This window comes from Candidatus Phytoplasma mali, from assembly GCF_000026205.1.
Classification (GTDB): Bacteria; Bacillota_I; Bacilli_A; order Acholeplasmatales; family Acholeplasmataceae; genus Phytoplasma; species Phytoplasma mali.
The window spans coordinates 513,500-540,365 of record NC_011047.1 but is presented as its reverse complement, the minus strand read 5'-3'; the positions used below and the strand labels follow the sequence as shown (position 1 = coordinate 540,365).

Sequence of the window (26,866 nt, the reverse complement as noted above, 5' to 3'; positions counted from 1 at the left end):
ATGATAGTAATTCACCAATAACAATTATTATTTGAAACCTCAAATAAAGAAATTATAAATATTAAAATAAAAAATTTATTTTTAACAATTAATAATTTTTAATATAATACTTTTTTAAAATAAATGCAAATAAAAAAAAGAATGTAAAAAATTATAAAGTTATTGTTATGCTTTTTTTATAAACCGAGATAATAAGAAAAATATAATAATCACACTAATTGTTCTATTTCCGCTTGAGTAATCGTTTCTTGTTCTAAAAGTATATTAGCAATTTTATCTAACAAATCTTTGTTTTCTTTAATAATTATTTGAACTTGTTGATAACATTCGGAAATGATTTTTTTAATTGCGGTATCAATCAGTTTTTTATCCGAAAATTCGGAATCTTGACTAACTCCTAAATCACTCATCCCGTATTTAGTCACCATTAACCGGGCAATTTTAGTCGCTTGTCGAAAGTCGTCAAAGGCACCAGAAGAAATATCATCAAAAACTAATTCTTCCGCGACACGTCCTCCTAAAAAGGATTGGATTTGTGCTAACATTCTTTTTCGAGAAGAAAAGAAAGTTTATTTTGCCGACATCATTAAATTATAAACGCAGGCATGCTGTTGGGGATAATAGTGATTTTTGAACTTTTTTGAGCATGTTTTAATTTAATCCCCAATGGTAACTTCTGCTATATGCCTCGTTTCATGATAAGCGACCATAAAGGCGTTTTCTTCAGGGTCATATTTAATTGACTTCTTGACGGGCCCCATTAAAAAGCGGTCAAGATATATTAATTTTTTTTATATTTCGATCAATTTTATTTTTTTCTTGTTGAATTAAATATTGTTTTAAATCTTCTTCAAATTTTAATATTTTAATGCATTCACGTATATAAATTTCTAAAAACATATTGTCTTGTTTAATTTTTTTTATACTTTCTATTAAATGATTTTTTTGATTATATTGTTGTTGTAAGTGAATTTGTTCAATTTGCAATTCTTTCCATTTATTTAAGTCTTCTTCTTGTTGTAATTTTAATTTTACATCATTTTTTTTATTTTCTATTAAATTAAATTGTTCTTCTAATGATTTTAATTTTGTTTCTAATATTGATAATTGGAAATTGTTATTTTTTATTTTATCTTTAAATTTATTCATTTCTTGATATTTCTCTTTAAATCTAGGACTCACATTTTTATCAATATCTTTTAAAAAAATTAGATTTTGTTCACTTTTCAATAATTTATGTGTTTCAAAAGCAGATTTTTGGTTAATTTTTGTTTTAGAAATGGGTTTTATTATTTCTTCATTGTTTAAATAAGAAAAAAATATATAAAGATAAATAATTGAAATTCCAATTATACAAGTAATCAAAGTGAATATCTTTTCTATTCGAGATATTTTTTTTGTTTTAAGCATGATTATTCCTTTATAATATATATTTTTATTTTTTTAAATATTAAGATATTTTATTTAAATTCTCTTTTAATCTAGGAGTCATCAAAATAACCAGTACGCAAATAGTAAGATTATTAAATAAAACTGATAATAAATTATAAATTAAATAAATGGTTTTAAAAGGAACACTATCATTAAAAAATTTTTTCAATAAACTATTATGTTCATGTTCGTGATGTTCATGTTCGTGATGTTCATGTTCGTGATGTTCATGTTCGTGATGTTCATGTTCGTGATGTTCATGTTCGTGATGTTCATGTTCGTGATGTTCATGTTCGTGATGTTCATGTTCGTGATGTTCATGTTCGTGATGATGATCTGCTTCTAAAGAAGAAATAGATAAAAAATTAACTGTTAAAAAAACAGAAATAATATTTAATATAACTATAATCAAAAAAGTTAATATAATATTTTTTTTTTGATTTAAATGTTCCAAGTCCTGTCTATAAAATAAACCAGAAAGAGAACAAAATATATAAGGTAAAAAAAATTTAAAAAAAAACAAATAAAAATTAAATGATGATGGTAATGATAAAGTTGCAGATAATGAATGTAAAACTACAACATATTCAAATATATAATGAATTAATAAATATAACAAATTAGCTAGAACGCCATATTTTAAACCAAACAAAAAACCTATTAAAATCAATGGTAAAAATTCTATTTTAAAAAAAGAATTATGACAATCTGTTGAAGCATTAATAGTAAATTTAGACACCGCTTCAATTAAGGAAGCGCTTATAAACAATAATGTAATAATAATTATTTTTTTTAACAAAGTAATTTTCATTTTAAAATATATTTTTTCCTCTCAGTTATATATAAATTTAATATTATTAATTTTTATATTATATTTTTAATTTTCTTTTAAAACAACTATCGGAATATATAAATAACTTGTAAATATCAAAAATAATATTTTTTCAAATATTTCTTCATGAGTTTTTTATTTAACTTTTTTCAATTCATTAGAAATAGATTGAGAATTATATGGTTGAATTGGTGATATAATTTTTTCTTCAAAAAAATCAACAAATTCAGTCATTGTATATTCTAAAACACCATTTTCTTTTATTCCTGAATAACTAATTGAATAAATAATGTTTTTTTTGAAGAAGTATTCTTACTTAATTAAACATTTTCAATATTATAGCAAAATAAAATAAAAAAAAAGTAAAAAGCTTTTTACTTATTTTTTTATTTTCGATAAATGATTTTTTTGTATTTTTTAATAAAACTAATTTTAAATTATAATATTTACTTTTTATTTTGATTATTAATTCGGATAAATTTAAAAATTAGAAAAAATAAAATAAATTAATAACCTAATTAATTAAATATTATTTAAATAAATAATTTTAAAAATAAAATATTCCTGTTAATTCTTCTGTTTGAAGATCATAATATTCAATATAAGCAATTTGTTGATTCCTATCAGGACGATAACATGTTTTTTTTGCTATATTACCTGTTAAAAGATCAAATTCTGTGACATACCTAATTACAACTTTTTTACCATTATTTAAATAATTAAATCTAGTGTCTAAAGAAATTAATTCTTCGGTTTGAGGATCGAATATTTGTCTACACAAAATTCTTTTACCATTTGGAGTGTAACAAGTATGTTGAGTTTTATTTTGTGTTAAAGGGTGATATTTAGTACGATAATCTATAGTTTTACCATCAGAATTATAACCTATTTTAGTATTTGTTATTGGTTTAATTGGAGGTTCTATTTCTGTTTTAATACTTTGAATTGATTGATTTTTAACATCAAAAATATTTTCTATATTTGTCCCTACATTATCCGAATTAGCCTTAATTAAATTACTACTTAATAAAAAAAATATTATTGTTAAAAAAAATAATAAAATATTATTATTTTTAAATCTATTGTTAATTTTCAAAATAAAAAACCTCAACTTTCTAATTATAAACAAAAATTTATTGTCTAAAAAAAAAAAAAATAATCAAGATAATTATTATTATTTTTTTTATTATCTCAATTATTAATCTTTATTTTATCATTATTTATTTTTTTTTCAAGATAAATGCTTAGCACATATAATTTTTATAAAAAATAATCAAATCTTGTCAATCATTTTTAAATTTTTGGTAATTCATTTATCAAATATGATAAATAAATTAAAATATTATTGTTCTGAAATTTAATAAACTAAAATATCGAGATATAATTAAAATATTTAATTTTCATCATTATTGTTTTAATCCCCATCACAAAATAAACACATCGTAAAAAAATTTTCTAACCATTCAATAGTTAATTTAATTATATTGCAAATATTTATTCAATATATAAAAATTAAAATCCTATTTGGATTTTAATTGATTAAATTAATTAAAAAAATTATTTTCTTATTACGTTAGTTTTAATGGCTGCTTCAATAACAGATTTAGAAATTTCTTTAACTACTCTTTTATCGAAAACATTAGGAATAATATTATTTTCGTTTAATTCTTTTTCAGAAATGATGTTAGATAAAGCATAAACTGAGGATATTTTCATTTCATCATTGATTTCGGTAGCTTTAGCTTCTAAAGCACCTTTAAATATTCCAGGAAAAACTAAAACATTATTAATTTGATTAGGAAAATCAGATCTACCAGTGGCAACGATTCTAGCACCAGCTTTTTTAGCTTCTTGAGGCATAATTTCTGGAACTGGGTTAGCTAAAGCGAAAACAATAGAATCTTTATTCATATTAGAAATCATTTCTTTAGTAATAATATTAGGTCCAGCCACTCCAATTACAATATCTTTATTTTTAAAAATATCAATTAGATTACTTTTTTCTTGATGTAAATTAGTAATTAAAGATATTTTCTGTTGTTCTTTATTTAACCATTCACGATCTTTATAAATAACACCTTTTTTATCATATAAAACAACATTTTTAATTTTTAATGAAATTAACATTTTAGCTATAGAAATACCAGCAGAACCAGCACCAATAATCAGAGCTTCAGATTCTTCTAACTTTTTATTAACAATTTTTAAAGAATTAATAATTCCAGCCGAAACTACAATAGCTGTACCATGTTGATCATCATGGAAAACTGGAATATCTAATTTTTGTTTTAATTTTTCTTCTATCTCAAAACATTCTGGAGCTTTGATATCTTCTAAATTAATTGCACCAAAAACAGAAGAAATTTTAGAAACAATATTTATAATTTCTTGAGAATCTTTTGAATCTATACAAATCGGAAAAGAATCAATATCAGCAAATTGTTTAAATAAAATCGATTTACCTTCCATAACAGGAATAGCAGCTTTAGGACCGATATCACCTAAACCTAAAACCGCAGTCCCATTAGTAATAACGGCCACAGTATTTGATTTCATAGTATATTTATAAACATCGTTATTATTTTGATTAATTTTACGACAAGGTTCAGCTACTCCCGGAGTATAAGCTAACGATAAATCATCAAAGTTTTTTATTTCTATTTTAGATTTAGTTGCTAATTTACCTTTATTTTTTTCATGTAAAAGTAAAGATTTTTGATTTATATCCATGATTTTTTTAAAACTCCTATTTTTTTTATTTTTTTTAAAAATTTTATTAATTTTTTACCGCAGCTCTTAATTTAGCAGAACGACTACGATGATTAAAAGCTATTTCTTCTAAACTAGGTTTAACAACTTTCTTAGTAATGATTTTTAAAACAGTTTTGAAATTACTAACTATTGGTAATTTAGTTGGCAGATTAATAATACTGTTTGCTCTAAAGAAATTTTTAACTAAACGATCTTCTAAAGAATGAAAACTAATAACTACTATCGAACTACCTTCTTTCAATAAAGATAAGCACTGATGTAAGGTTTTTTGTAATAACTCTAATTCTTTATTCACTTCAATACGTAAAGCTTGGAAAATTTTTTTAGAACTATGACCTTTTCTATTATAATTAAATTTATCTGCAATTTCAACTAATTCAAAAGTTGTGTTCAAAGGTCTTTTTTTTATAATTTCAGCAGCTATTAAAGAAGAATTTTTTTCTTGTCCGAAATTAAAAAAAATGTTTCTTAATTTTTCAAAACTATAATTATTAATTATATAATGAGCAGTAAGTTTTTGTTCTCTATCCATTCTCATATCTAAAAATTCATTAGATAAATAACTAAAACCTCTCTCTTTATCATCAATCTGAAAAGAAGATAAACCTAAATCAAAAATAATACCATCAACAAAAAAAACGCCTCTTTTATTTAATTCTTGTTTTAAAAAAAAGAAATTGCTATGAATTAATTCAATTTTATGATTATTAGCAAATAATTTTTTTGATTGTTTAATGGCAAAAATATCTTGGTCAAAAGCATATAAAAAACCTTTTTTTAATTTTTCTAAAATCAATTCACTATGACCACCACCGCCTAATGTAGCATCAACATAAATGCCGGATGATTTAACATTTAAATATTTTAAAACTTCTTTCGGTAAAACTGGAATATGGTTTAATTTCATTCAATAATTAAAAATTATAATTTTTGAAAAATAAATTATTCAAAAACGACTGTTACTTTATCTTTAATAATTTCTTCCAAAGCTTTACCGATGTTTTTTTGACAAATGCATTCTTTTAATTCTAATTTTTGATCTTCTATAATATGTGCAATTTTACTAGCAATATAAACTAATTTATATTTAGAATCAACTTTTTCCAATAATTTATCAATGGAAGGATAATTAAGACCATCTTTATTTTTTTTTATCATTTAATTTTCTCTCCTTCTAAAATTTTAAAATAAGTATAAATACTTCTTTTAGTTTTAGAATGTTCTGCACTTATAATAGAAATTATTCTATTAGCAGCATTGTTAATTTCATCATTCATAACAATATAATCATATTTATAAGCAAGTAAAAATTCTTTATCTGCTTTTTGAATTCTTTGTTGTATAATTTGTTCTGTTTCTGTTCCTCTTTTTTTCAAACGATCATATAAACTTTTCTTACTCGGTGGAACAATAAAAATAAAAACAGCATCTTTAATGTTTTTTTCTCTAATTTTTAAAGCCCCTTCAACTTCTACCTCTACAATAACTTCTTTACCTTTTTTCATATCTTCTTCAATAGCATTACGAGGTGTACCATAATAATAACCTAAAAACTTAGCCCATTCTAAAAAATAATCTTTATTAATATAATTTAAAAATTGTTTTTCAGAAACAAAATAATAATTTTTTCCTTGTTTTTCATATGATCTTTGCGGCCTAGTAGTAAAAGAAATAGAATAAATAAAATTATGATTTTTAATATTAAATAAAGCTTTTCTTACAGTTTCTTTACCAACGCCAGAAGGACCAGAAATAATAATTAAAAGTCCTTTTTTGTTTAATTTCATAATTTTTATTTATACCCTTTCATATTTTTATAATTAAAAAATTAATATAATAAATCAATTTTTATTATTTTTTTAAAACAATATTTAACAATTTATTATTAACAAAAATTATTTTTTGAATTTTTTGTTTATGGTGAATATAATTAATAATTTTAGCATCTTGTAAAGCTATTTTTAAAATATTTTCTTTACTTTCATTCATTAAACTAGTAATTTTTGAACGTAACTTACCATTAATTTGAATTATAATTTCTACATTTTTTAAAGATAAAAAACTTTCATCATAAGAAGGGAAAGAAGAAAAACATATTGGTTTTTCATTTAAAAATAATTGATTTAATTCTTCTGTTAAATGAGGAGCGATAGGATTTAATAATTTTAAAAAACCTCTTGCTTGGTATTTAGAAATTTTTTTATGTTTATAAACTTCATTAACAAAAATCATTAACTGACTTATCGCTACATTAAATTTTAATTTTTCATATAAATCAGTTACTTTTTTAACAGTGGTATGATATAAAAATTCTAACTCTTTTTGATTAATTGTTGTAATTTCAAAATTAAAAATATTATAAACACGTTCCAAAAACTTAATAGAACCTTTAATATTTTTATAAGACCAAATTTTTGTATCACTCAATGGACCTAAAAACATTTCATATAATCTTAAAACATCAGCTCCATATTGATCTAACATTAATTTAGCACTAACACCATTACCTTTAGATTTACTCATTTTAGTATTATCATTACCTAAAATAATACCTTGATGAATAATTTTTTTAAAAGGTTCTTTAGTAGAAACTAAACCTAAATCATATAAAACTTTATGCCAAAAACGAACACATAATAAATGACCAGTTGAATGTTCAGCTCCTCCAATATATAAATCAACAGGCAAAAAATAATCTATTTTTTTTTTAGAATCCAAAGTATTTAAAGGTAACATGCCTAAACTATTTTTCAAAATATAAGCTATGTAATACCAAGAACTACCAGCCAATTGTGACATAGTATTAGCATCTCTTCGATATTTTTTACCATTTTTTTCAAAATAAATCCAATTTTTAACTCGCGATAAAGGAGGAGCCTCTTTTGCATTATTAGAAGGTTTAAAATCTTTTAAATAAGGTAATTCTAAAGGCAATTCTTCATCAGAAAGTAAATGAATATTATCTTTTTCATCATAAAATACTGGAAAAGGTTCTCCCCAATATCTTTGACGTGAAAAAAAATAATCATGCAATTTATAAATATTATGAATATAACCTAATTTATTTTTTTCTAAAAATTCAATAATTTTTATTTTAGCTGTTTCGTTAGTTAAACCATCTAAAAAATGACTTTGAAAATGTATTCCGTCACCACAAAAAACTTCTTGTATTTGATTATCTTTATCTTTAATTACAGAAATAATTTCTAATTGATATTTTTTAGCAAATTCAAAATCTCTTTGATCATGTGCTGGAACAGCTGCTAAAGCACCAGTCCCATAATGAGGTAAAATATAGTCTGAAATCCAAATTGGTACTTTTTTTTGATTAACAGGGTTAATAGCGTATGAACCAGTAAAAACACCTGTTTTATTTTTATCAATAGATCGTTCTAGTTCTTGTTTTTGTTTAGTTTGTTCAATATAATCAAAAATGGATTTTTGAAATAAAGTTTTAGTTATTTTTTTAACTAAAATATGTTCTGGCGCTAAAATACAACATGTAACGCCAAAAATAGTATCAGGACGAGTAGTAAAAACATCGAAAGTTTCCGAAAAACCATCAACTTTAAAAGTAATGATTACTCCACTAGATTTTCCAATCCAATTACGTTGAATTTGTTTTAAATTTGAAGGAAAATCAACAAGTTCTAAATCATCTAAAAGCCTTTCTGCATAATCAGTAATCTTCAAAACCCACTGTTTTAAGGTTTTTTTAACAACCGGAAAATCGCCTCTTTCGGAAAAAAGTTTACCATCTTTAGAAACTATTTCTTCATTAGCTAAAACAGTTCCTAATCCTTCACAAAAATTAACTTCTAAATCTTTTAAAACTGCTAAATTTTTTTGATATAATTTCTTAAAAATCCATTGCGTCCAATGATAAAAATCGTTATCAGAAGTAGCTAATTCTTTATCCCAATCTACACCTTTTCCCATTTTAATAATTTGTTCTTTGAAATTTTTAATATTTTCATAAGTAAAATTTCTAGGATTGTTGCCAGTTTTTAAAGCATATTGTTCAGCTGGTAAACCAAAAGAATCCCAACCAAAAGGATGTAAAACATTATATCCTTGCATTTTTTTAAAACGACTAAAAATATCGCTGGCCGTATAACCTTCAATATGACCTACATGTAAACCTTCGGCCGAGGGATAGGGAAACATATCTAAACAATAAAATTTTTTTTTATCAAAATTATCAGAAGTTTTAAAAACTTTATTTTCAAGCCAATAACGTTGCCATTTGTACTCTATCTTTTTAAAATCATATAAAACATTTCTCATGTATATTCCTTTAAATTAAAATTTTTATTTTTTTTCTAAATAATCATAATTATCAACATGTTGTTGTATATACTCTAAAATATCTTTAACATTTTTAAATTTTTGTAAAGTTTCATCACTAACTTCAAGTTTAAAAAATTCTTCGATTTTAATAATTAAGCCCACCGCATCAATAGAATCAATTCCTAAATCTTCTTTTAAATCAGATTCTAACTTAATATTATTTTTATCAATAGATAATTGTTCTGCGATAAATTCTTGGATTTTTTGAAAAATCATATTTAAATATACTCTCCTGAATATATGTTTTTTTTTAATAATTTTTAATAAAATTTAATTTAAATAATTATTTAAATTAAAAATATTTGAATTTTATATATTTCTAACCCCAATATAATTAAATTCTAAATTGCCACTTATAATTTAATTATATCACTGTAATAAAAATATAAATTATAAATAAAAAAAAGAGATTATAAAAATCTCTTCTTAATATTTTTAAAAATACATTAAATTTAATGAAATAAAATATCTTGTAATGTTTTTTTCATCTAATTCTTCTAATAATAAACTTAAAAGTTTAATGGAATTTTAAATATCTTATTTATTGAAAATTGAAATATGAAGAGTTAATAATATCTAATTGGAATAAAAATTACTAATAAGAAAGTTTTGTTTGATTAATAAAATAAATTATTAAAAAATATAGTTATATAAATAACATAAATTAATTTGTATTAACCAAAAGAAATACTATTTTATAAAGATATTTTTAATATAAATTTTCTTAAATCTTAATAATCAACAAATAAACCACAATCATTAAAATATTTTTTAAGATTTATTCATTAAGCAAAGAATGTAATTTTTTATTTTTTCAAATTTTAATATAATCCTGGATATTGTAAGATATACTATAGCAATAACAATTTATTAAGGAATTTGATTAGCACTTTTATTAATATAAATTCTTAAAAAAAACAACTTTTTATTAAACTATCAAAACATTAAAACTTATTCAGAAATAAGTTTTAATGTTTTTAAAAACTCAAATTATGACAAGATTTAATTATTGGAAAAAATTTAGAAATAATTGAATAGAAATTTTAAATTATCATAATTTATAAAATTTAAACTATTATTTTTTATAATTCCTCTTTAACATAATTATTAAACACATCTATGTTTTCATTACCTACATCAAAAATTAAAATAAATTAAATTATTTTATAAATTTTAAATAATATTAAATAATTAATTTTAAAATCCCTTATTTAATTTTTATTAATGATTAAAATTTTTGATAAAAAATAAAATTAAATAATAAAAAGCAGAAGAAATAAAAATAAAAAACAAAATATTAAAAATTTTTTCTTCTAATTGATAATGATCTCCTATTAAATTCATACCTAAACCAAAAATAATTAAATTAATGAAAAAATGATGAAAACGTTTTGGAGAATTAAAAAAATAATCAATATATAAATTAGATAATCCATATATGATTAAAATAATAGCGATACTATTATCAATACTAAAAAAATTATTTTTTACTCCGAATAATGGCATACCTAAACCAGGAAAAATAAAACTTACCAAAGCTATAAGAATAAAAATAACAGATTCGAACAAAAATATTTTTCTATTATGAAGTAAATTTTTTTTTGTTCTACGTGGAAAAATTAATAAAAAAATTAAAAAAAATAAAAATATTCCTAATAAAATTAGATGTATTTTTATTCCCCCCTCTTTATTACTGAAAGGAATAATTTTATCTTTAAAAAAACATATTAAAGATAAAAAAATCATGAAAAAAAACATAAACAAACAAAAAAAAACTTGTTTTTTATGAAATTTATTATTTTTTTGAACATTATTATACATTTTTTTATATACCCCTTTTATAAAAATTAAATTTAAAAAATATTTTTTTTAAAATATAATAAAATTATTGTTTATAAAAAGATTTCAAAACTTTAATTAAATCTGTTTTTTTTAATTTATTAAAATTATTAATATTATGTTTTTTTGCTAAATCCTTTAAATCTTTTACTAACATTTTTGATAAATCTATATGTTCAATATCATTTTCTTTTTCTAGCAATAATGTTTTATCATTGTTATTTTTTAATTCTGATGTTCTTTTATCAATATCATTCAAATCTTTAGTATTTTTTTTTTCATTTTTTAATTGATTAACATTTATTTTTTTTTCATTTAATATTTCGTTGATTAAAACTTTTTTAGGTTTAGTTATTGTTGTTGATATTTTTTCTGATAAAAATTTTTTTGCTAATTCAACATATTGAACAAAAACATCTGGATTATGAATAGCTAGTTCAGATAAAACTTTACGATTAATAAATACATTTGCCAATTTTAATCCATGAACAAAAGAAGAATATTTAATTCCATAAGCAAATACACTAGCATTAATTCTCGAAATCCATAGTTTTTTAAATTCTCTTTTTCTTTGTTTACGATCCCTATAAGCATATTGTAATGAACGCATTACTTGTTCATGAGCTGTTTTATAAATAGTGCTTTTAGATCCAACATATCCTTTAGCTAATTTTAAAATTTTTTTACGTCGACGATGTCTCGCAGGTACAAAACTTATTTTAGACATTTTTTTGACCTCTCTTATAAATTATTAAGCATAATTTTAATTCTTTTTACATCAGATTTATGTACCATTGTTAAACCCCGTAATTGTCTGTTTTGTTTAGTAGTTTTAGAAGCTGCTAAATGATTTTTATAAGCATGACCTCTTAAAATTTTTTTATTTTTACTAATTTTAATGCGTTTTTTCAATCCACTATGAGATTTCTTTTTAATCATTTTTTTAACCTTCTTTTTTATTCACTAATTTTTTTTAATTTATTAGGTAATAAAATAATTATTATCTGATTTCCTACTAGTTTTGGTTCCATTTCAGTATAAGAAATATGTCTTAATTCCGTAATTATTTTTTTTAAAACTTCTAAACCTAATTTATGATGAATTATCATACGACCACGAAAACGCATAATAATTTTAACCTTATCATCTTGAGATAAAAATTTTTGAATGTTTTTAACTTTAATATTAAAATCATTTAAACCAATATTAGGACCTATTCTAATTTCTTTAACATTAATATTTTTTTGTTTTTTTTTCATTTCTCTATTTTTTTTTTGCTGATTATAACGATACTTAGAATAATCAGTTAAACGAGCAATCATAGGAACTGAACTAGAATTAACTAATAAAATATCAATTTCTTTTTCTTCCGCAATTCGAAGACATTCTTTTTTATCAAAAACGCCTATTTTATTACCTTTTTCATCAATGATTAAATATTTACCATTAGGAATATCTTCATTATATAAAATATTTAAATTAACATTCGCACTAACTTTTTTATTTTTAATCAAAAAAATCTCCTCTTAATAGATTAATTATTTTTTTATAATCATTAAAAAATAAAAGAGTTACTTTTTAATAAAGTAACTCTTTTAAAATAACATTAATAAATCCTGATATCAAGAAAATACAAAAATAAAATTTGTACTATATGATTCAATAATATGCTATTTGCCCAAAAATTTTTTTAAAATATTTAAATTTTAATCAGGCGAGAGAGTTATCTTCTCTTCTTTTCATATTTTTTTAAAGATAATTGAAAAAATATTTTAAATTTTAATATAGTTATATAAATAATTATACAATAAAAATAAAAAATGTAATTTTTTTAATAAATTTTAATTAAATTAAAATAATAAAAATTAATTAAAAAATTATTTTGATTTCATATAAAACCAAAATAAAATATAACATAACAACACTATAATTTTATTTTTTTTCTTTAATTCTAGAAGCCTTAGCAGAAAGTTTCCTAATATAATGTAATTTAGAACGACGAACAATACCACGACGAACTACTTCTATTTTATCATTCATAGGGGAATGAAGTGGAAAAATTCTTTCTACTCCAAATTTTCTTACAGTAAAAGTTTCTGTGATGTGTCTACCTTTACGTTTAATTACTAAACCTTCAAAAAACTGAACTCTTTGACGGTTAACATCATCAATTTTAACAAAAACTTTAACTATATCACCGGTTCTAAAATCAGGAAATTTTTTTAAATTATTATTATTAACGTATTCAATTAAATTTTGTCCTTTTAAATTACTCATATTAACCTTCTTTTAATTTTTTTTTAATTTCTAATAATATTTTTTGTTGTTTTTCTGTTAAGTTAATTTTTTTTAAAATGTCAGGCCTTTTAAAAAAAGTATTTTTTAAACTTTGATTATAACGCCAATCTTTAATATTTTTATGATTACCAGATAAAAGTATTTCAGGAACTTTTTGATTTTGATAAATTTTAGGCTTAGTATATTGAGGATATTTTAAAAGATCTTTTTGATGCGAATCTTCTAAATAAGATTCAGAATTAATAACACCTGGTAAAAGTCTTACTAATACATCAATTAAAACAATAGTAGCTATTTCTCCGCCTGTTAATATATAGTCACCAATAGAAATTTCTGCATCAATATAATTTAATATTCTAGCGTCAATGCCTTCATAGTTGCCATTTAAAATAATTAAATGTTTTATTTCATTTACATATTCAAAGGCCATTTTTTGATTTAATAAAGTCCCTTGGGGTGATAATAAAATAACTTTACTAAAAGATTTTTTTATTTTTTTTAAACATTCATAAAAAGGAGGGAATTTCAATAACATTCCTGCTCCTCCACCATAAGGAGAATCATCTACTTGATTATGCTTATTATTGCTATAATTTCTTAAATCATGAACTTGAAAAATAATTTTATTTTTTTTAATTGCTCTCTTAATAATAGAATGTTCAAAAAAAGAATCAAAAAATTTCGGGAAAATAGTAATAATTTCAATTATCATATTAATCCTTCAATAGTTTTAATAATAATATTATCAATATTAATTTCTTTAACAAAATAATTCAAAAAAGGAACCAAACTAGTGTTACCACATTTTTTTTTTATTTCCAAAAGATAACCTTGCGGAACTTTTATAATAAATTTAACTTTACCTAAAAAAACTTTTTTTTCATCATAAACTGATTTATCAATTAACTCTTGATAACTATAAAAATTATTAACAGCAGAAAAATATTCATTATCAATATAAATATCACAAAATTTAAATTTTTCTACTTGATTTAAATTATTTAAGTCTTTTAATTTAAGTAAAAAAAAATCTTTATACTTTTGTAAACTCACTAATTCAACTAAAAAATTATTAATATAAAATTTTTGTTGAGGTTTAAAAAACGATAAAAAATCAATTTCTAATTGGGCTTTTAAATACCCTTTTATTCCGTGTGTATTAATTATTTTTCCTAAATAATGCATGTTTTTAAAATTCTCCACTAATAATTTTAAATTTTTTTCTAAAAATTAAAATAAAATTATTATTGAATTTAAGATTTATTATTTTTATTTTGCTTATTGATTAAATTTTTAACAGTTAAAGTTGGCACAGCACCATAAAATAACCATTTTTCAATGTTTTTAGTATTCAAATTAATGTTACCTAATAAGGGTTCATAAGTACCTAATATTTCTAAAAATTTACCATCTCTAGAATTTTTAGAATTAATAGCTACAACCCGATAAAAAGGTTTTTTGTGTTTACCAAAACGTTGTAAACGTATTTTAACTGACATATATTATTAAAACCTTCTTTCTTATATATATTAAAAAATAAAAAAATGAATTTAACAAATATTAATTTCCAATTAAAGTTTTTATTTTAATTATTGAAATGTCTATATTATAAAATAATTAAAATAAAAACTTTAAAATAACATTTTTATATAAAAAATAAATTACTGTTGTTTAAAATAATAATAAAACAATGGAGCGAATGGTGGGAATCGAACCCACGTCTATAACTTGGAAGGCTAGAGTAATAACCACTATACGACATTCGCTTTTATAATAATTTTCTAATGGTCGGGAAGGCAGGATTTGAACCCGCGACCTCCTGGTCCCAAACCAGGCGCTATACCAAGCTAAGCTACTTCCCGTTAATAAAAAATAGTCAATATTTATTATATTATTTTAATAAAATTTTTATGGCACACCCAAGAGGACTTGAACCCCCAACCTTCTGATCCGTAGTCAGACGCTCTATCCAATTGAGCTATGGGTGCACATTTATTATAATTATTTTTTGGTGACCCGTACGGGATTCGAACCCGTGAATGCATGCGTGAAAGGCATGTGAGTTAACCGTTTCTCCAACGGGCCATTTTCATTTCAATTATTACTAATTTATTACTAATTAAATCTTTCAGTATTAAATCATTATAACATAAAATATAAAATATAAAATATAAAATATCAGAAAAAATTTTATAATTTAAAATAAAAAAAATAATATAACAATTTACTATAATATAATAACATATATTATGATTAAAAACAAATAAAATAATAAGTAATTAATATATAAAAAATATTTTTTAAAATATCAAACACTAATATTAATTTACATTTTATTTAATAAAGGTATTCCTAATAACCTTAAACCTTCTTTTAAAATAATAAAAACTGATTGAACTAGTAAAAGATTAGTGTTTTGTAAAATTATTTGAGAAGTTATAATTTTTTCCTTAGAATAAAAATGATTAAATTTTTTAGCTATTTTCAAAAGATATCGAGCCAAAATACTTGGCATATTTTCAATTTTTGTTTGTTCTAAAATTAAAGAGAAACGATCTAATAATTTAATTAAAATAAAATAATGTTCTTTTAAATAACTATTATTATTAATTTCTAATTCATGCCAAACAATTTGTTTTTTTTTTTCTTTTTTTATTTTTTCTAAAATAGAATTTATTCTAACACAAGTATATTGCAAATAAGAACCAGTTTGACCTTCAAATTGAATCATTCTTTCAATATCAAAATCAATATCTAAATGACGATTATTTTTTAAATCATTAAAAATAATAGAACCGATAGCTATCTTATTTGAAATATCTTCAATGTTTAATAAATTAGGATTTTTAATAGTAATAATTTTTTTAGCTAATTTTTTAATTTGTTCAATAACATCAATTAACTTAATAGTTTTTTGAAAACGAGTAGAAAGTTTTTTACCTTTAAATAAAATTAAACCAAAATTAATATTTACTAAATCAATATCATATCCCATTTTAAAAACTACTTGTTTTAATTGTTGAAAATGAAGTTTTTGTTCGTTACCAACTACATATAAAATTTTACTGAAATTATAATGACGAAAACGATATAATAAAGCAGCTATGTCTCTAGTTAAATAAACAGTACTACCATTTTTTTTTTGAATCAAAGCGGGCGGAAGCATATCATTTAAAGTTACAATATAAGCATTTTGGTCTAATTTTAAAAGTTTTTTTTGTTTTAATTCTAAAATCAAGTCAGGGATTTGATCATTATAAAAAGATTCTCCAATATAATAATCAAATTTAATTCCTAATAAATCATAAATTTTATGAAATTCTTTTAAAGAAATTTCTTTAAATAATTTCCATAAACCAATTAATTCCTCATTTTTTTGTTCTAATTGATAAAACAAATCACTAGCTTCTTGATTTAATTTAGGATTAATTTTAGCTTGTTCATGAAAAAAAACATAAAGTTTTTGTAATTCATTCATAGGATCTTCTAAAACCTTTTTGTGATTACCCCATTTTTTATAAGCTAAAATTAATTTACCAAATTGGGTTCCCCAATCACCTAAATGATTAATACTTATAGTCTTAAAGCCTAATTTTTGATAAATATTTTTTAAAGCGTTACCAATAACAGTCGAACGTAAATGTCCAATAGAAAAATTTTTAGCAATATTAGGAGAAGAATAATCTAAAACAATAGTTTGATTATTATATTCTTTAGAACCATATTTATCTTTAGAATCAACAATATTTAATAATATATTTTTAGTTAATAAATTTCGATTTAATTTAATATTCAAAAAACCATTTAAAAATTCAACTGTTGATATTTCTTCATAAGTTAATAATGTTTCTTTAAATTCTTCAAAGACATTTAAAATTTCTTTTTTTAATAATTTACTATATAAAAATAAAGGTATAAAAAAATCAATTTCAAAATTAGTTGAATTATCGATTAAATTAATATCAATATTATAAATATATATTAATTTTTTTTCTAATTGACTTTTAATATTAGAAAAAATCATTTTTTTACCTCTTTTTTTAAATGTTATTAATCAAACGTAAAATAGATAATAATATTAACTAAAAAAATTATAACTTTTTTTAATAAGCTCTAGAAAATAACGCAGTGTATATTGCTTTTTCATTAGTGATAGGGCAATTATCAGTAATTAATTCTTGTTCTAATATAATACGAGCTGTTGCACCTGTTTCTTTTTTAATTTTTAATTCAGCATTAGTACCGCTAATGCTAATAGCAACATAACCACCTTTTTTTAATAAAATTTTAAATTCTTCGTAATTATTAGCTTTGTATTGATGCTCATTTAAATATTTTAAAGCTTTTTGATACATCATTAAGTGAATATTTTTAAATAAAAAAGGTATTTTTGTTAATAAATCATCTTTTTTAAATTGCTGTTTTAAAAAATTATACCTAGTAAAAACAGTTATCTCATCTTTTTCTAATCCGTGTTTGCCAACTTCTATTCTTAAAGGTATACCTTTCATTTCGTACTGACTAAATTTCCATCCTGTATTTTTATTTTGAACATCTAATTTAACACGGTATTTATTTTTTAAAACTTCGAATATTTCATTAGAAAATTTTATTACATTTGCATCTTTCGGTTGTAAAGGAATAATAATAATTTGTAAAGGAGCAATGTAAGGAGGGAAAACCAAACCTTCATCATCGCCGTGAACCATAACTAAAGCTCCTAATAAACGAGTTGAAATTCCCCAAGAAGTTTGATAAACAAATTTTATTTTATTATCTAAATCTTGAAATTTAATATTAAAAGCTTCAGAAAATTTAGTTCCTAAAAAATGAGATGTTCCAGATTGTAATGATTGACCATCAGGCATTAAAGATTCAATAGAATAAGTTTCTATTGCGCCGGCAAATTTTTCTAATTCAGTTTTTTTACCTATTACAAACGGAATAGCTAAAAGTTCTTTACCTAATTTTTGATATAATTTTATTATAGATAAAGTTTCTGACATAGCTTCTTGAGCATTAGCATGAGCAGTGTGCCCTTCTTGCCATAAAAATTCTTTACCTCTTAAAAAAGGCCTAGTGCTTTTTTCCCAACGAATAACATTACACCATTGATTATAAAGCTTAGGTAAATCACGATAAGAAGTGATTGTCTTTTCGTAATGTTGAGAAAATAAAACTTCTGATGTGGGTCTTAAAATTAATTTTTCAGATAAATTTTTATCACCTGCAAAAGTTACAAAAGCAGTTTCTGGTTGAAAACCTTGAATATGTTTTTTTTCTTTTTTAAATAAATTTTCAGTAAATAATAAAGGGAAATAAACATTTTGATGATTTGTTTTTTGTAATTCTTTATTAAAAAATTTTTGAATTTGCTCCCATAAAAAATAACCGTCAGGTAAATAAATAATAAAACCTTTAACATCTGAATAAGCTATTAACTCTCCTTTAACACAAACATCAGTATACCATTTTCCAAAATCAAAAGTTCGAGAAGTAATTGATTTTACTAATTTTTTTTTCATATTTAAGTTTTAACCTTTTTTTAAATGTTTAAAATTTTGTTTTTAAGTGTTAAAAAATTAAAAAAATATTATAATTTAATTATAATACGATTTTTTATTGAAATTTATTTTTTAATATGTTTTTATTTTACACGAAATTATAAAAATAAACAAAATCAATTATATATAAATATTTTTATTAATTTTTTTATATGTTATATTTTTTTATAAAAATAAAATTATAAATTAAATTTTAACATATATAAAAAATAAATAAAACATAATCAAAAAGAAGGTATAAAAATGTTTTCTGATGAATATTTAAAACAACTAAATAGTAAACAATATCAAGCCGTTACTTCAAAAGATAAAGCTGTATATTTGGTAGCAGGTGCTGGTACCGGAAAAACAAAAACCTTAACAATAAGAATTGCATATTTAATTAAATATTTAAATATAAATAATGAAAAAATTTTGGCTATCACTTTCACAAATAAAGCAGCCTCTGAAATGAAGGAACGTCTAGTTGCAATGAAAGTAGATATTTATAAAAGTACTATATGTACTTTTCACTCTTTAGGAAACAGAATATTAAAAAAATTTATTCACGTTTTAAATAACAATTTTGATTCTAATTATAGTATTTTAGATATTAAAGATAGTTTAAAAATTATAAAAAAGATTTCAAAAGATTTAAATATTGATAAAGAAAAATATAAACCAAAAGAATTAAATAAATATATTTCTAATATTAAAAATAAAAAAGAAAAAAAAATTTTTATTGATAATTATGACAATAATATTTTAAAAATTTATAATAATTATCAACAATTTTTAGAAAACAATAATTTACTTGATTTTGATGATTTAATTATTTATACTTATAAACTTCTTAAAAAACATGAAAATATTAAAAATTATTTTCAAAATAAATTTACTCATATTTTAATTGATGAATTTCAAGATACTGATTTTTTACAATATCAAATCTTAAAATTATTAAATACCAAAAATAATTATATATTCGCAGTTGGCGATCCAGATCAAAGTATTTATTCTTTTCGCGGAGCTGAAATTACTAATAATAAATTATTTTTAAAAGATTTTAAAGCAAAAACTTTAATTTTAGATGAAAATTATCGTTCTACTAATAATATTTTAGATAAAGCTAATTTATTAATTCAAAATAACAGTTTTTATGGTTTTACCAAAAAACTTCAAAGTTTTTTTGGTAAAGGTCATAAAGTATTTCCTAAAATGTTTGAAAATGATGATCAAGAAGTAGATTTTGTTGCGGAAAAAATTAAAAATTTAATTAAGAAAGAAAAATGTAATTACGAAGATATAGCAATTTTATACCGATTAAATGGCTTAGAAAAAAAATTTGAAAAAATTTTTTTAAAAAAAAATATTCCTTATATTGTATTCGGTAATATTAATTTTTTTAATAGAAAAGAAATAAAAGATATTTTAGCTTATATTAAAATTTTAATCGATCCTAAACAAGATTTTTACTTAAAAAGAATTATTAATGTTCCTAGTCGAAAAATTGGTAAAAAAACCATTTCTAATTTAGAAATAATTAGTAAAGAAAAAAATATTTCTTTATTTGAAACATTAATTTTATTATGCAAAGAAGAAAAAAAATGCAATAAAAATTTATTAAATTTTAAAAATTTAATTTTAGAAATGATCAAAAAAATTAATTCTAATAGTTTTTTAAAATTAGAAAACATTATTGATTATATTGATCAAAAAGTAAACTATTCAAAATCAATAAATAAAAAAAAAATTAATCCGGAAAATGATAATTTAACATATATCGAAGACTTAAAATCATTTTTTACTAAAAAAAAAGATCAAGATAAAAAGAAAACAGTTAAACAAGAATTGATTGATATATTAGATCAAATATCTTTAAACAATGAAGTTAAAAAAGATAATAAAAATAAAGTAACATTATCTACCATTCATAAAATTAAAGGACTTGAATTTAAAATAGTTTTTGTGGTTTATTTTGAAGAAAATATTTTACCTTTAAAAAATAATAAATATAATGCTCCTTTAGAAGAGGAAAGAAGAATAGCGTATGTTGCAATTACCAGAGCCAAAGAAAGATTATTTTTATTAGGAGCTTATGAAAGAAATATTTTTGGTCATAAAACAATTAATATTAAAGAATCAGATTTTTTTGAAAATATGAAAATTTTTTTACCTAGAAAAAAATCTATATCCGAATCAAAATATCAATTCAATAATAATTATAATTTTTTTAAAATTGGTGATAAAATAAAACATGATATTTTTGGAATTGGTAGAATTATTACTAATATTGAAAATAATTTATTAATAATTGCTTTTGAACCTCAATTTGGAATAAAAAAAATAGCTTATGATTATGCTAAAATAAATTTAAAAAAAATATCGTAATTTAAAAAAACAAATAAAATTACTAAAATTTATATATCATTATTTTAGCACTAATAAAAAACTATGGTGGATTATTATTTAGTTTTGCTTAATTCACCAAATCATCATGCATTAATAAAAATTTAAAAAAAGATAAGTAAATATTACTAAAAATAAAAAAAGATTAATCAAATACAAATAAAATTAAATTTTTTCAATTGGAATAATCATTCCCAATTTAAAAACCTAATATTTTATTATATAAATAAAATTCGATTAAAAATTGAGAAATTATTATCAATATCTTTAATAAATATTGTTTTTGAGTATAAAAAAAGACTCTCGATGAAGAGAGTCTTATAAATAAAATTATATATATATTAAATTAAATATTTCCATTATTATATGGTAAATTTAAGTTGTTTTATCTTGTGCTTATTTTTTTATTAGATTAAAGTTTAGTTTGAAATAATTATAATTTTTGTGTAACCATCTACATTTATGCTTAAATTTTTATCAAAATTTAAAAATAAATCATTAAAAATGTCGTTAAATCTACTAAATATACTAACAAATAATTAATTCATCTTCATAAGTTAAATTTTTATTTTTTCTAAAGTTATTCTAATAGCATTTAAATAATTATTTTTAAAAACAAAATATAATCCTAAAATAATAAATAATAAAATATAAATTATTTTTTTAATTTAAACATTCATCAAAACGCATTTATAATTTTGGCAGTGAACCAGAAAAATGGAACTACTAAAAAACACAAAAATAAAATAAAAAATCGTTTATTAAATTTAATTGAATAATAACTAAAAAAATATTTTGTCAAATTTTTTATTAAAACTAACTGAATTATTTTTTTAGAAAGTTATTTTCCCTTTCGAGAATTTTTAAATTTAATTTCTTATTTGTTATTAAACCAGAAAAAATAAAAGTCAAATTAATTGATTTTTTAAAAAATTTAAAAAAAATATAATTTTTAAAACACTTAGAATTTACATAGGTAAAATTTTATTAAAGAATTTTTTAAGTTTAAAAATTAGTGATAATAGGTTGTTTAAAAAAAATGACTCTCAGTTTGAGAGTCATTTAAATATTTTTTTATTAATTAATCTTTTGGGTTTGATTTTGGTTTTGGCGTTTTCGCTTTTAATTTTTCATAATAAAATTTACTAATTGGAAAATAATTATGGGAATTAATAGTTTTATTAAAATCTTTTTCTAAAAAACGGAAAATCCCTAATAATTGAAATAATTTTACATAAAAACACCAAAAACAAGCATTTGTTTTACAAAAAATATATATTGACATTAACATACCTATAATAATTAAAAACCACATTGATATATAATTAATTTTCTTATAAAACGAAGTTTTATATATAGAAGAATCATGAAAAATTGGAATAAACAATATTATAAGTATAATTAAAACAGTCCAAAATGTTAATTGATAGAATTTTCTTAACAAATAATTTTTTTCCTCAGGTAATTCTTTACCATATATATCTGATTTATAACAATAATACATATTACGTGCTCTAGGATCATCTGGTAACGATTCGCCAAAATCAATATTATTTAAGGTTTTGGCTTTATGAGGATCTTTATAAATAAATACTGTTCCTCGTACTATTTTAAAAGAAATATAATTTAATATTCCCCACCCTATAAAGCATGAAATAAAACTAAAAATCCAATATATTATTTGGTGTTCCATAAAACCAAAATGTTTTTCTAGGCATAACAACGGAATAATAGAAATTAAAATTAAAAAAGCGATGATATCTTTAATTATTTGTTTACGTTGCATTTTATAACCTCCTTTTCTTTATATTTTTTTATAATTTTAAAAAATTTTTTAGAGGTGTTCTCCAAGTTGGAAAAAGTTTAGTCACAGTGTCATAAGCGCCGTAACCAATATCTTTAGATGTATTAACGGTTACTTTACCAACACTTTTTCAAAAGCTACTGTGGTACTTTTACCAACGTTATTGGCGAAATCTAAAGGGTCGTTTACTTTTTTATAATTATTTTGATTCGAAAGATTTTTAAATAACTCTTTAAAAACGTTAACTGGATAACTTTTTGCTTTATTTATAGTTTCACCAAATTCAAAAAATCCTCTGGCTAAATCACGAGCTACTGGAACATCGTCCATTACAGCGGTCACATTCATTATAACATCTTCAAAATTGCTAATATATGAACTGGCAATTTCTAAAGCGGCAGGATTATTTTTTTCGAAAATATCAATTACTAAATCTGCTAATTTTTCACTTACAACCCCAGCAGCACCAGTAATTAAAAAATTACCTAAAGGTATTTTTTCAATAGCTTTTTTAGATACTTTTTGAGCAATCTTTTTCATAATTTTTTCAATAGTTATTTTTTTGTTTTTAATATTTTTAACACTTAGTACTTTATCTGACGCTTTATCTATTATAGCGGAAGCAAATTTTACTGCAAGATTACCTTTAGCATGTCTTGCTTTTGAAACATCATGATGTTCTAATAAGTCGACATCTTTTATTTTCCAAAAACAATACATATGGGGTGAACCATTACCTAACCATCTTAAATCCACAAAATCATAATTGCGATCTCTTTTATTTCTAGTACAACCATCAAAATAAACGGCTAGAATGTCTTCTTCATCCTTAATAGACCAATGAATAGACCCTTCTTTTGTAGCATTATATGATGAAATATTGCTGACAGAACCATTAAAATTAGGATTAATATGGGTTTTAATATAATTTAGAACTGTATTTTGATCAGCATCAGATTCTAACATGATGTGAATAATTTCTGTTTGTCTAATAGTTCTTTCGGAAAATTAATTCTCACGCAACGCAAAAATTCGATTATCAAAAACAAATAATAAACAAATAGTGATTCATAAAATAATTTTTTGAAAAAAAGCAAATTTATTTTTTAACATCATATTAATGAATATAAAACCTCCAATTATTTTTGATATTTTACAAAACTATGTAAATAATTAAAATAAAATTTAATAAATAATATAATTTAAATAGCAATTTCCTTCTTAACTCGTTTAATAGTTTATTATATGATATAACTCCAATTTAAAGGTTATCCATTTTTTGTGTTCATTTTTTGGTTCCTTGTTATCATTTGTGAGAGAAAAATAGAACCGTTAGAAGTACCAAAAGAAAAAATTATTTATTAAATTTAACTATATGATAAACAAAAAAAATATTTTGTCAAATTTTTATTAAAACTAGCTGAATTAATTTTTTTTGAAAAGTTATTATTTCTTATTTATGTGAATTTTTATGATATATAATCAATATATTTTTAATTTAAATAATAAAAAAACTAAATCTATTTATTTTTTTAATAAAAAATTTAGCTTTTTTTATAAGTTGAATTTAATTTTGTTTATTTTTCTTTATTAGTGCCAAAAAAATACTAACTTGTATTAAAAAATTATTACCAAAATATTAATATACTTGGTAATAATTTTTTTATAATTTTAATTTATTTTATTTTTATATTTTTTAATATTAACAAAAAGTAGATTAATGTAATTTATTAAATTATTTTTGTTCATAATAATTTTTTATTAAATAATTTAAAAGACGTACACCAAATCCGGAAGCCCAAGAATTATTAAATTCATTTAATTTATTACCCATACATACAGCCGCTATATCTATGTGAGCCCAAGGAGTTTTTTCATCTACAAAACGTTTTAAAAATTGAGCTGCAGTAATCGAACCGGCAGAACCACCAGATGAATTTTTCATATCAGCAAATTTACTATCGATTAACTTATCATATTCAAGACCTAAAGGTAATTGCCAAACTTTTTCTGATGTCGCCTCACCTGATTTAATTATTTGCTTAGCTAAAGCTTCATTATTTGAAAAAAGTCCTGCATGTTGTTCTCCTAAAGCAATCCTAATAGCGCCAGTTAAAGTAGCCAAGTCTACTATTAATTTAGGTTGAATTTTGGTTTTACAATACCATAAAACATCAGCTAATACCATTCTTCCTTCAGCATCGGTATTGATGACTTCAATAGTTTGTCCAGACATAGAAGTTACAATATCACCAGGACGTTGAGCATGACAACTAGGCATATTTTCAACTAAACCAACAACTCCGGTAACATTAATTTTAGCTTTTCTAGTTGCTAAAGTGTGCATTAATCCAACAACAGTTCCAGCCCCACCCATATCAGCCTTCATATCTTCCATACCGGATGAATGCTTAATGGAAATTCCTCCTGAATCAAAAACTACTCCTTTACCAACAAAAGCTAATGGTTCTTCTTCTTTGTTATCACTTCCATTCCATTGCATAATCACTAAATAAGGAGGACGAGAAGAACCTTGAGCTACCGATAATAAAGCATTCATTCCTAATTCTTTTAATTTTTCTTTGTCTAAAACTTGAACTTTAACATTTAATTTTTCTAATTTTTTAATTTTTTCAACAAATTCTTCTGTACCTAAAATATTAGCAGGTTCATTAACTAGTTCTTTAGTTAAATTAACGCCTTCACAAATAGCTTGTACTTGTTTTAACTCTTTTTGACAATTTTCAGCATTTTTCGTAATTATAACGAGTTCCAAAATATTTTTGTTTTTTTGTTTAGATTTTTTTTTATCGGTATAATAACATTCAAAAGAATATTGTTTTAATAAAGCTCCAAGAACAAAATTCATTATTTGTGTTGTTGAAACATCAATACCCAAAGCATCAGCAAAAACAACTACTTTTTTAGGATAATTTTTAATTTCAGAAACACAAAGCCCCCCCGCTTTAAGCCAAGTTTCATCATTTATGCTTTGTTCTTTTCCTAAACCAACAACCTTAACAAAAGCAAAAGGAGAACCTTCTAAATATAAAAATTTTATTTGAGAGCCAAAAGAACCTTGAAAATTTTCTATTAAATAACCTTTTTTTATAATTCTATTAGGATCAACTAATTCTAAACCAAAAGTTTTTTCAAATTTTTCTACTTGTAAAAGTATTGCTGCATCAGCATCAATAGATGATGTATATTGAGTTATAAAAGAAACATTCATTTTTTATAAATACCTTTCTTTTTTGTAAAATATAAATTTAAAATTTTATTTTATTATTATGATTGCTATTTATTCTTATCAATAATTCTAAGAATATTATGATTTACTTTTGTATTTTTAAATCAATTATAACAATGAACAATTTAAATTGCTTTTAATTATTTTTATTATAATATGACTATATTATAATACTGTTTAAAAATTATTTCAAATCATAAAAATAAATTTTATGTACTTTTAAATTACCAAACTTAAACAAATTTTTAAAATTTTTTAAAAAAATAACTTAATTAAATAGTTTTTTTATTATTTTTATTTTTTTATAATAAAGATTATAATTAATGTGTTTAATCTTA

Annotated in this window: 23 protein-coding genes, 4 tRNA genes and 1 pseudogene; 1 reads left to right on the top strand and 27 read right to left on the bottom strand. The window is 21.4% G+C overall.

Going from position 1 to position 26,866, the window contains the following annotated elements; all coding sequences use genetic code 11:
* Positions 1-209 precede the first annotated feature (209 nt).
* The 24 genes and pseudogenes from ATP_RS02920 to proS form a co-directional block, all read right to left on the bottom strand.
* Positions 210-548 (bottom strand): annotated as a pseudogene (locus ATP_RS02920) (cell division protein FtsH); the annotation flags it as partial.
* 223 nt (positions 549-771) lie between these two features.
* Positions 772-1,410 (bottom strand): hypothetical protein, encoded by a 639-nt coding sequence (locus ATP_RS02485; RefSeq protein WP_012504594.1) that lies wholly within the window; start codon positions 1,408-1,410, stop codon positions 772-774.
* 40 nt (positions 1,411-1,450) lie between these two features.
* Positions 1,451-2,242, bottom strand: coding sequence for a hypothetical protein (locus ATP_RS02805; RefSeq protein WP_049821849.1), 792 nt, complete (start codon positions 2,240-2,242; stop codon positions 1,451-1,453).
* A gap of 568 nt (positions 2,243-2,810) precedes the next feature.
* Positions 2,811-3,359, bottom strand: coding sequence for a DUF2963 domain-containing protein (locus ATP_RS02475; protein ID WP_041186093.1), 549 nt, complete (start codon positions 3,357-3,359; stop codon positions 2,811-2,813).
* A gap of 461 nt (positions 3,360-3,820) precedes the next feature.
* Positions 3,821-4,993 carry an NAD(P)-dependent malic enzyme gene (locus ATP_RS02470; RefSeq protein WP_012504593.1) on the bottom strand — a complete coding sequence of 391 codons (1,173 nt, stop codon included), beginning with the start codon at positions 4,991-4,993 and terminating at the stop codon, positions 3,821-3,823.
* A gap of 46 nt (positions 4,994-5,039) precedes the next feature.
* Positions 5,040-5,942: a 16S rRNA (cytosine(1402)-N(4))-methyltransferase RsmH gene (gene rsmH, locus ATP_RS02465; RefSeq protein ID WP_012504592.1), complete on the bottom strand. Its 903-nt coding sequence runs from the start codon at positions 5,940-5,942 to the stop codon at positions 5,040-5,042.
* Between the two features lie 35 nt (positions 5,943-5,977).
* Positions 5,978-6,193 carry a DNA-directed RNA polymerase subunit omega gene (gene rpoZ, locus ATP_RS02460; RefSeq protein WP_012504591.1) on the bottom strand — a complete coding sequence of 72 codons (216 nt, stop codon included), beginning with the start codon at positions 6,191-6,193 and terminating at the stop codon, positions 5,978-5,980.
* Positions 6,190-6,822 (bottom strand): guanylate kinase, encoded by a 633-nt coding sequence (gmk, locus tag ATP_RS02455; protein WP_012504590.1) that lies wholly within the window; start codon positions 6,820-6,822, stop codon positions 6,190-6,192. The genes rpoZ and gmk overlap by 4 nt, the downstream gene beginning before the upstream one ends.
* 64 nt (positions 6,823-6,886) lie before the next feature.
* Positions 6,887-9,322: a leucine--tRNA ligase gene (gene leuS / locus ATP_RS02450; RefSeq protein WP_012504589.1), complete on the bottom strand. Its 2,436-nt coding sequence runs from the start codon at positions 9,320-9,322 to the stop codon at positions 6,887-6,889.
* Between the two features lie 24 nt (positions 9,323-9,346).
* Positions 9,347-9,601, bottom strand: coding sequence for an acyl carrier protein (acpP, locus tag ATP_RS02445; RefSeq protein ID WP_012504588.1), 255 nt, complete (start codon positions 9,599-9,601; stop codon positions 9,347-9,349).
* A gap of 1,005 nt (positions 9,602-10,606) precedes the next feature.
* Positions 10,607-11,206, bottom strand: coding sequence for a hypothetical protein (locus ATP_RS02440; protein ID WP_012504587.1), 600 nt, complete (start codon positions 11,204-11,206; stop codon positions 10,607-10,609).
* Positions 11,207-11,270: 64 nt separating this feature from the next.
* On the bottom strand, positions 11,271-11,951 hold the full coding sequence (gene rplT / locus ATP_RS02435) for a 50S ribosomal protein L20 (RefSeq protein ID WP_012504586.1): 681 nt from the start codon (positions 11,949-11,951) through the stop codon (positions 11,271-11,273).
* A gap of 14 nt (positions 11,952-11,965) precedes the next feature.
* On the bottom strand, positions 11,966-12,163 hold the full coding sequence (gene rpmI, locus ATP_RS02430; protein ID WP_012504585.1) for a 50S ribosomal protein L35: 198 nt from the start codon (positions 12,161-12,163) through the stop codon (positions 11,966-11,968).
* 17 nt (positions 12,164-12,180) lie between these two features.
* Positions 12,181-12,738, bottom strand: coding sequence for a translation initiation factor IF-3 (infC, locus tag ATP_RS02425; protein ID WP_012504584.1), 558 nt, complete (start codon positions 12,736-12,738; stop codon positions 12,181-12,183).
* A gap of 418 nt (positions 12,739-13,156) precedes the next feature.
* The gene (gene rplS / locus ATP_RS02420) at positions 13,157-13,501 is read right to left on the bottom strand and encodes a 50S ribosomal protein L19 (RefSeq protein ID WP_012504583.1); all 345 of its coding nucleotides are present in this window, start codon (positions 13,499-13,501) and stop codon (positions 13,157-13,159) included.
* Between the two features lies 1 nt (position 13,502).
* Complete coding sequence (trmD, locus tag ATP_RS02415) at positions 13,503-14,234, bottom strand: tRNA (guanosine(37)-N1)-methyltransferase TrmD (protein ID WP_012504582.1); 732 nt, start codon at positions 14,232-14,234, stop codon at positions 13,503-13,505.
* On the bottom strand, positions 14,231-14,707 hold the full coding sequence (gene rimM / locus ATP_RS02410) for a ribosome maturation factor RimM (RefSeq protein WP_012504581.1): 477 nt from the start codon (positions 14,705-14,707) through the stop codon (positions 14,231-14,233). Before rimM ends, trmD begins: the two co-directional genes overlap by 4 nt.
* A 68-nt stretch (positions 14,708-14,775) precedes the next feature.
* Entirely contained in the window at positions 14,776-15,021 is a 246-nt protein-coding gene (gene rpsP, locus ATP_RS02405) for a 30S ribosomal protein S16 (RefSeq protein ID WP_012504580.1), read from the bottom strand.
* A 192-nt stretch (positions 15,022-15,213) separates the two neighbouring features.
* Positions 15,214-15,288, bottom strand: a tRNA-Gly gene (locus ATP_RS02400).
* Positions 15,289-15,307: 19 nt separating this feature from the next.
* Positions 15,308-15,384 (bottom strand) — tRNA-Pro (locus tag ATP_RS02395).
* Between the two features lie 49 nt (positions 15,385-15,433).
* Positions 15,434-15,510: transfer RNA gene (locus tag ATP_RS02390), tRNA-Arg, on the bottom strand.
* Between the two features lie 21 nt (positions 15,511-15,531).
* Positions 15,532-15,607: transfer RNA gene (locus ATP_RS02385), tRNA-Glu, on the bottom strand.
* Positions 15,608-15,848: 241 nt separating this feature from the next.
* On the bottom strand, positions 15,849-17,546 hold the full coding sequence (gene argS, locus ATP_RS02380) for an arginine--tRNA ligase (protein ID WP_012504579.1): 1,698 nt from the start codon (positions 17,544-17,546) through the stop codon (positions 15,849-15,851).
* A gap of 79 nt (positions 17,547-17,625) precedes the next feature.
* Entirely contained in the window at positions 17,626-19,047 is a 1,422-nt protein-coding gene (gene proS / locus ATP_RS02375) for a proline--tRNA ligase (protein ID WP_012504578.1), read from the bottom strand.
* A gap of 282 nt (positions 19,048-19,329) precedes the next feature.
* Here proS and ATP_RS02365 point away from each other — a divergent pair, with 282 nt between their 5' ends.
* The gene (locus ATP_RS02365; protein ID WP_012504577.1) at positions 19,330-21,456 is read left to right on the top strand and encodes an ATP-dependent helicase; all 2,127 of its coding nucleotides are present in this window, start codon (positions 19,330-19,332) and stop codon (positions 21,454-21,456) included.
* A gap of 1,099 nt (positions 21,457-22,555) precedes the next feature.
* On the opposite strand, the gene ATP_RS02360 is transcribed toward ATP_RS02365, so the two are convergent.
* The 3 genes from ATP_RS02360 to ATP_RS02350 form a co-directional block, all read right to left on the bottom strand.
* The gene (locus ATP_RS02360) at positions 22,556-23,260 is read right to left on the bottom strand and encodes a hypothetical protein (protein WP_012504576.1); all 705 of its coding nucleotides are present in this window, start codon (positions 23,258-23,260) and stop codon (positions 22,556-22,558) included.
* A 129-nt stretch (positions 23,261-23,389) separates the two neighbouring features.
* On the bottom strand, positions 23,390-24,244 hold the full coding sequence (locus tag ATP_RS02355) for a hypothetical protein (RefSeq protein ID WP_041186091.1): 855 nt from the start codon (positions 24,242-24,244) through the stop codon (positions 23,390-23,392).
* Positions 24,245-25,013: 769 nt separating this feature from the next.
* Complete coding sequence (locus tag ATP_RS02350; protein ID WP_012504574.1) at positions 25,014-26,510, bottom strand: leucyl aminopeptidase; 1,497 nt, start codon at positions 26,508-26,510, stop codon at positions 25,014-25,016.
* Between the last annotated feature and the right edge of the window lie 356 nt (positions 26,511-26,866).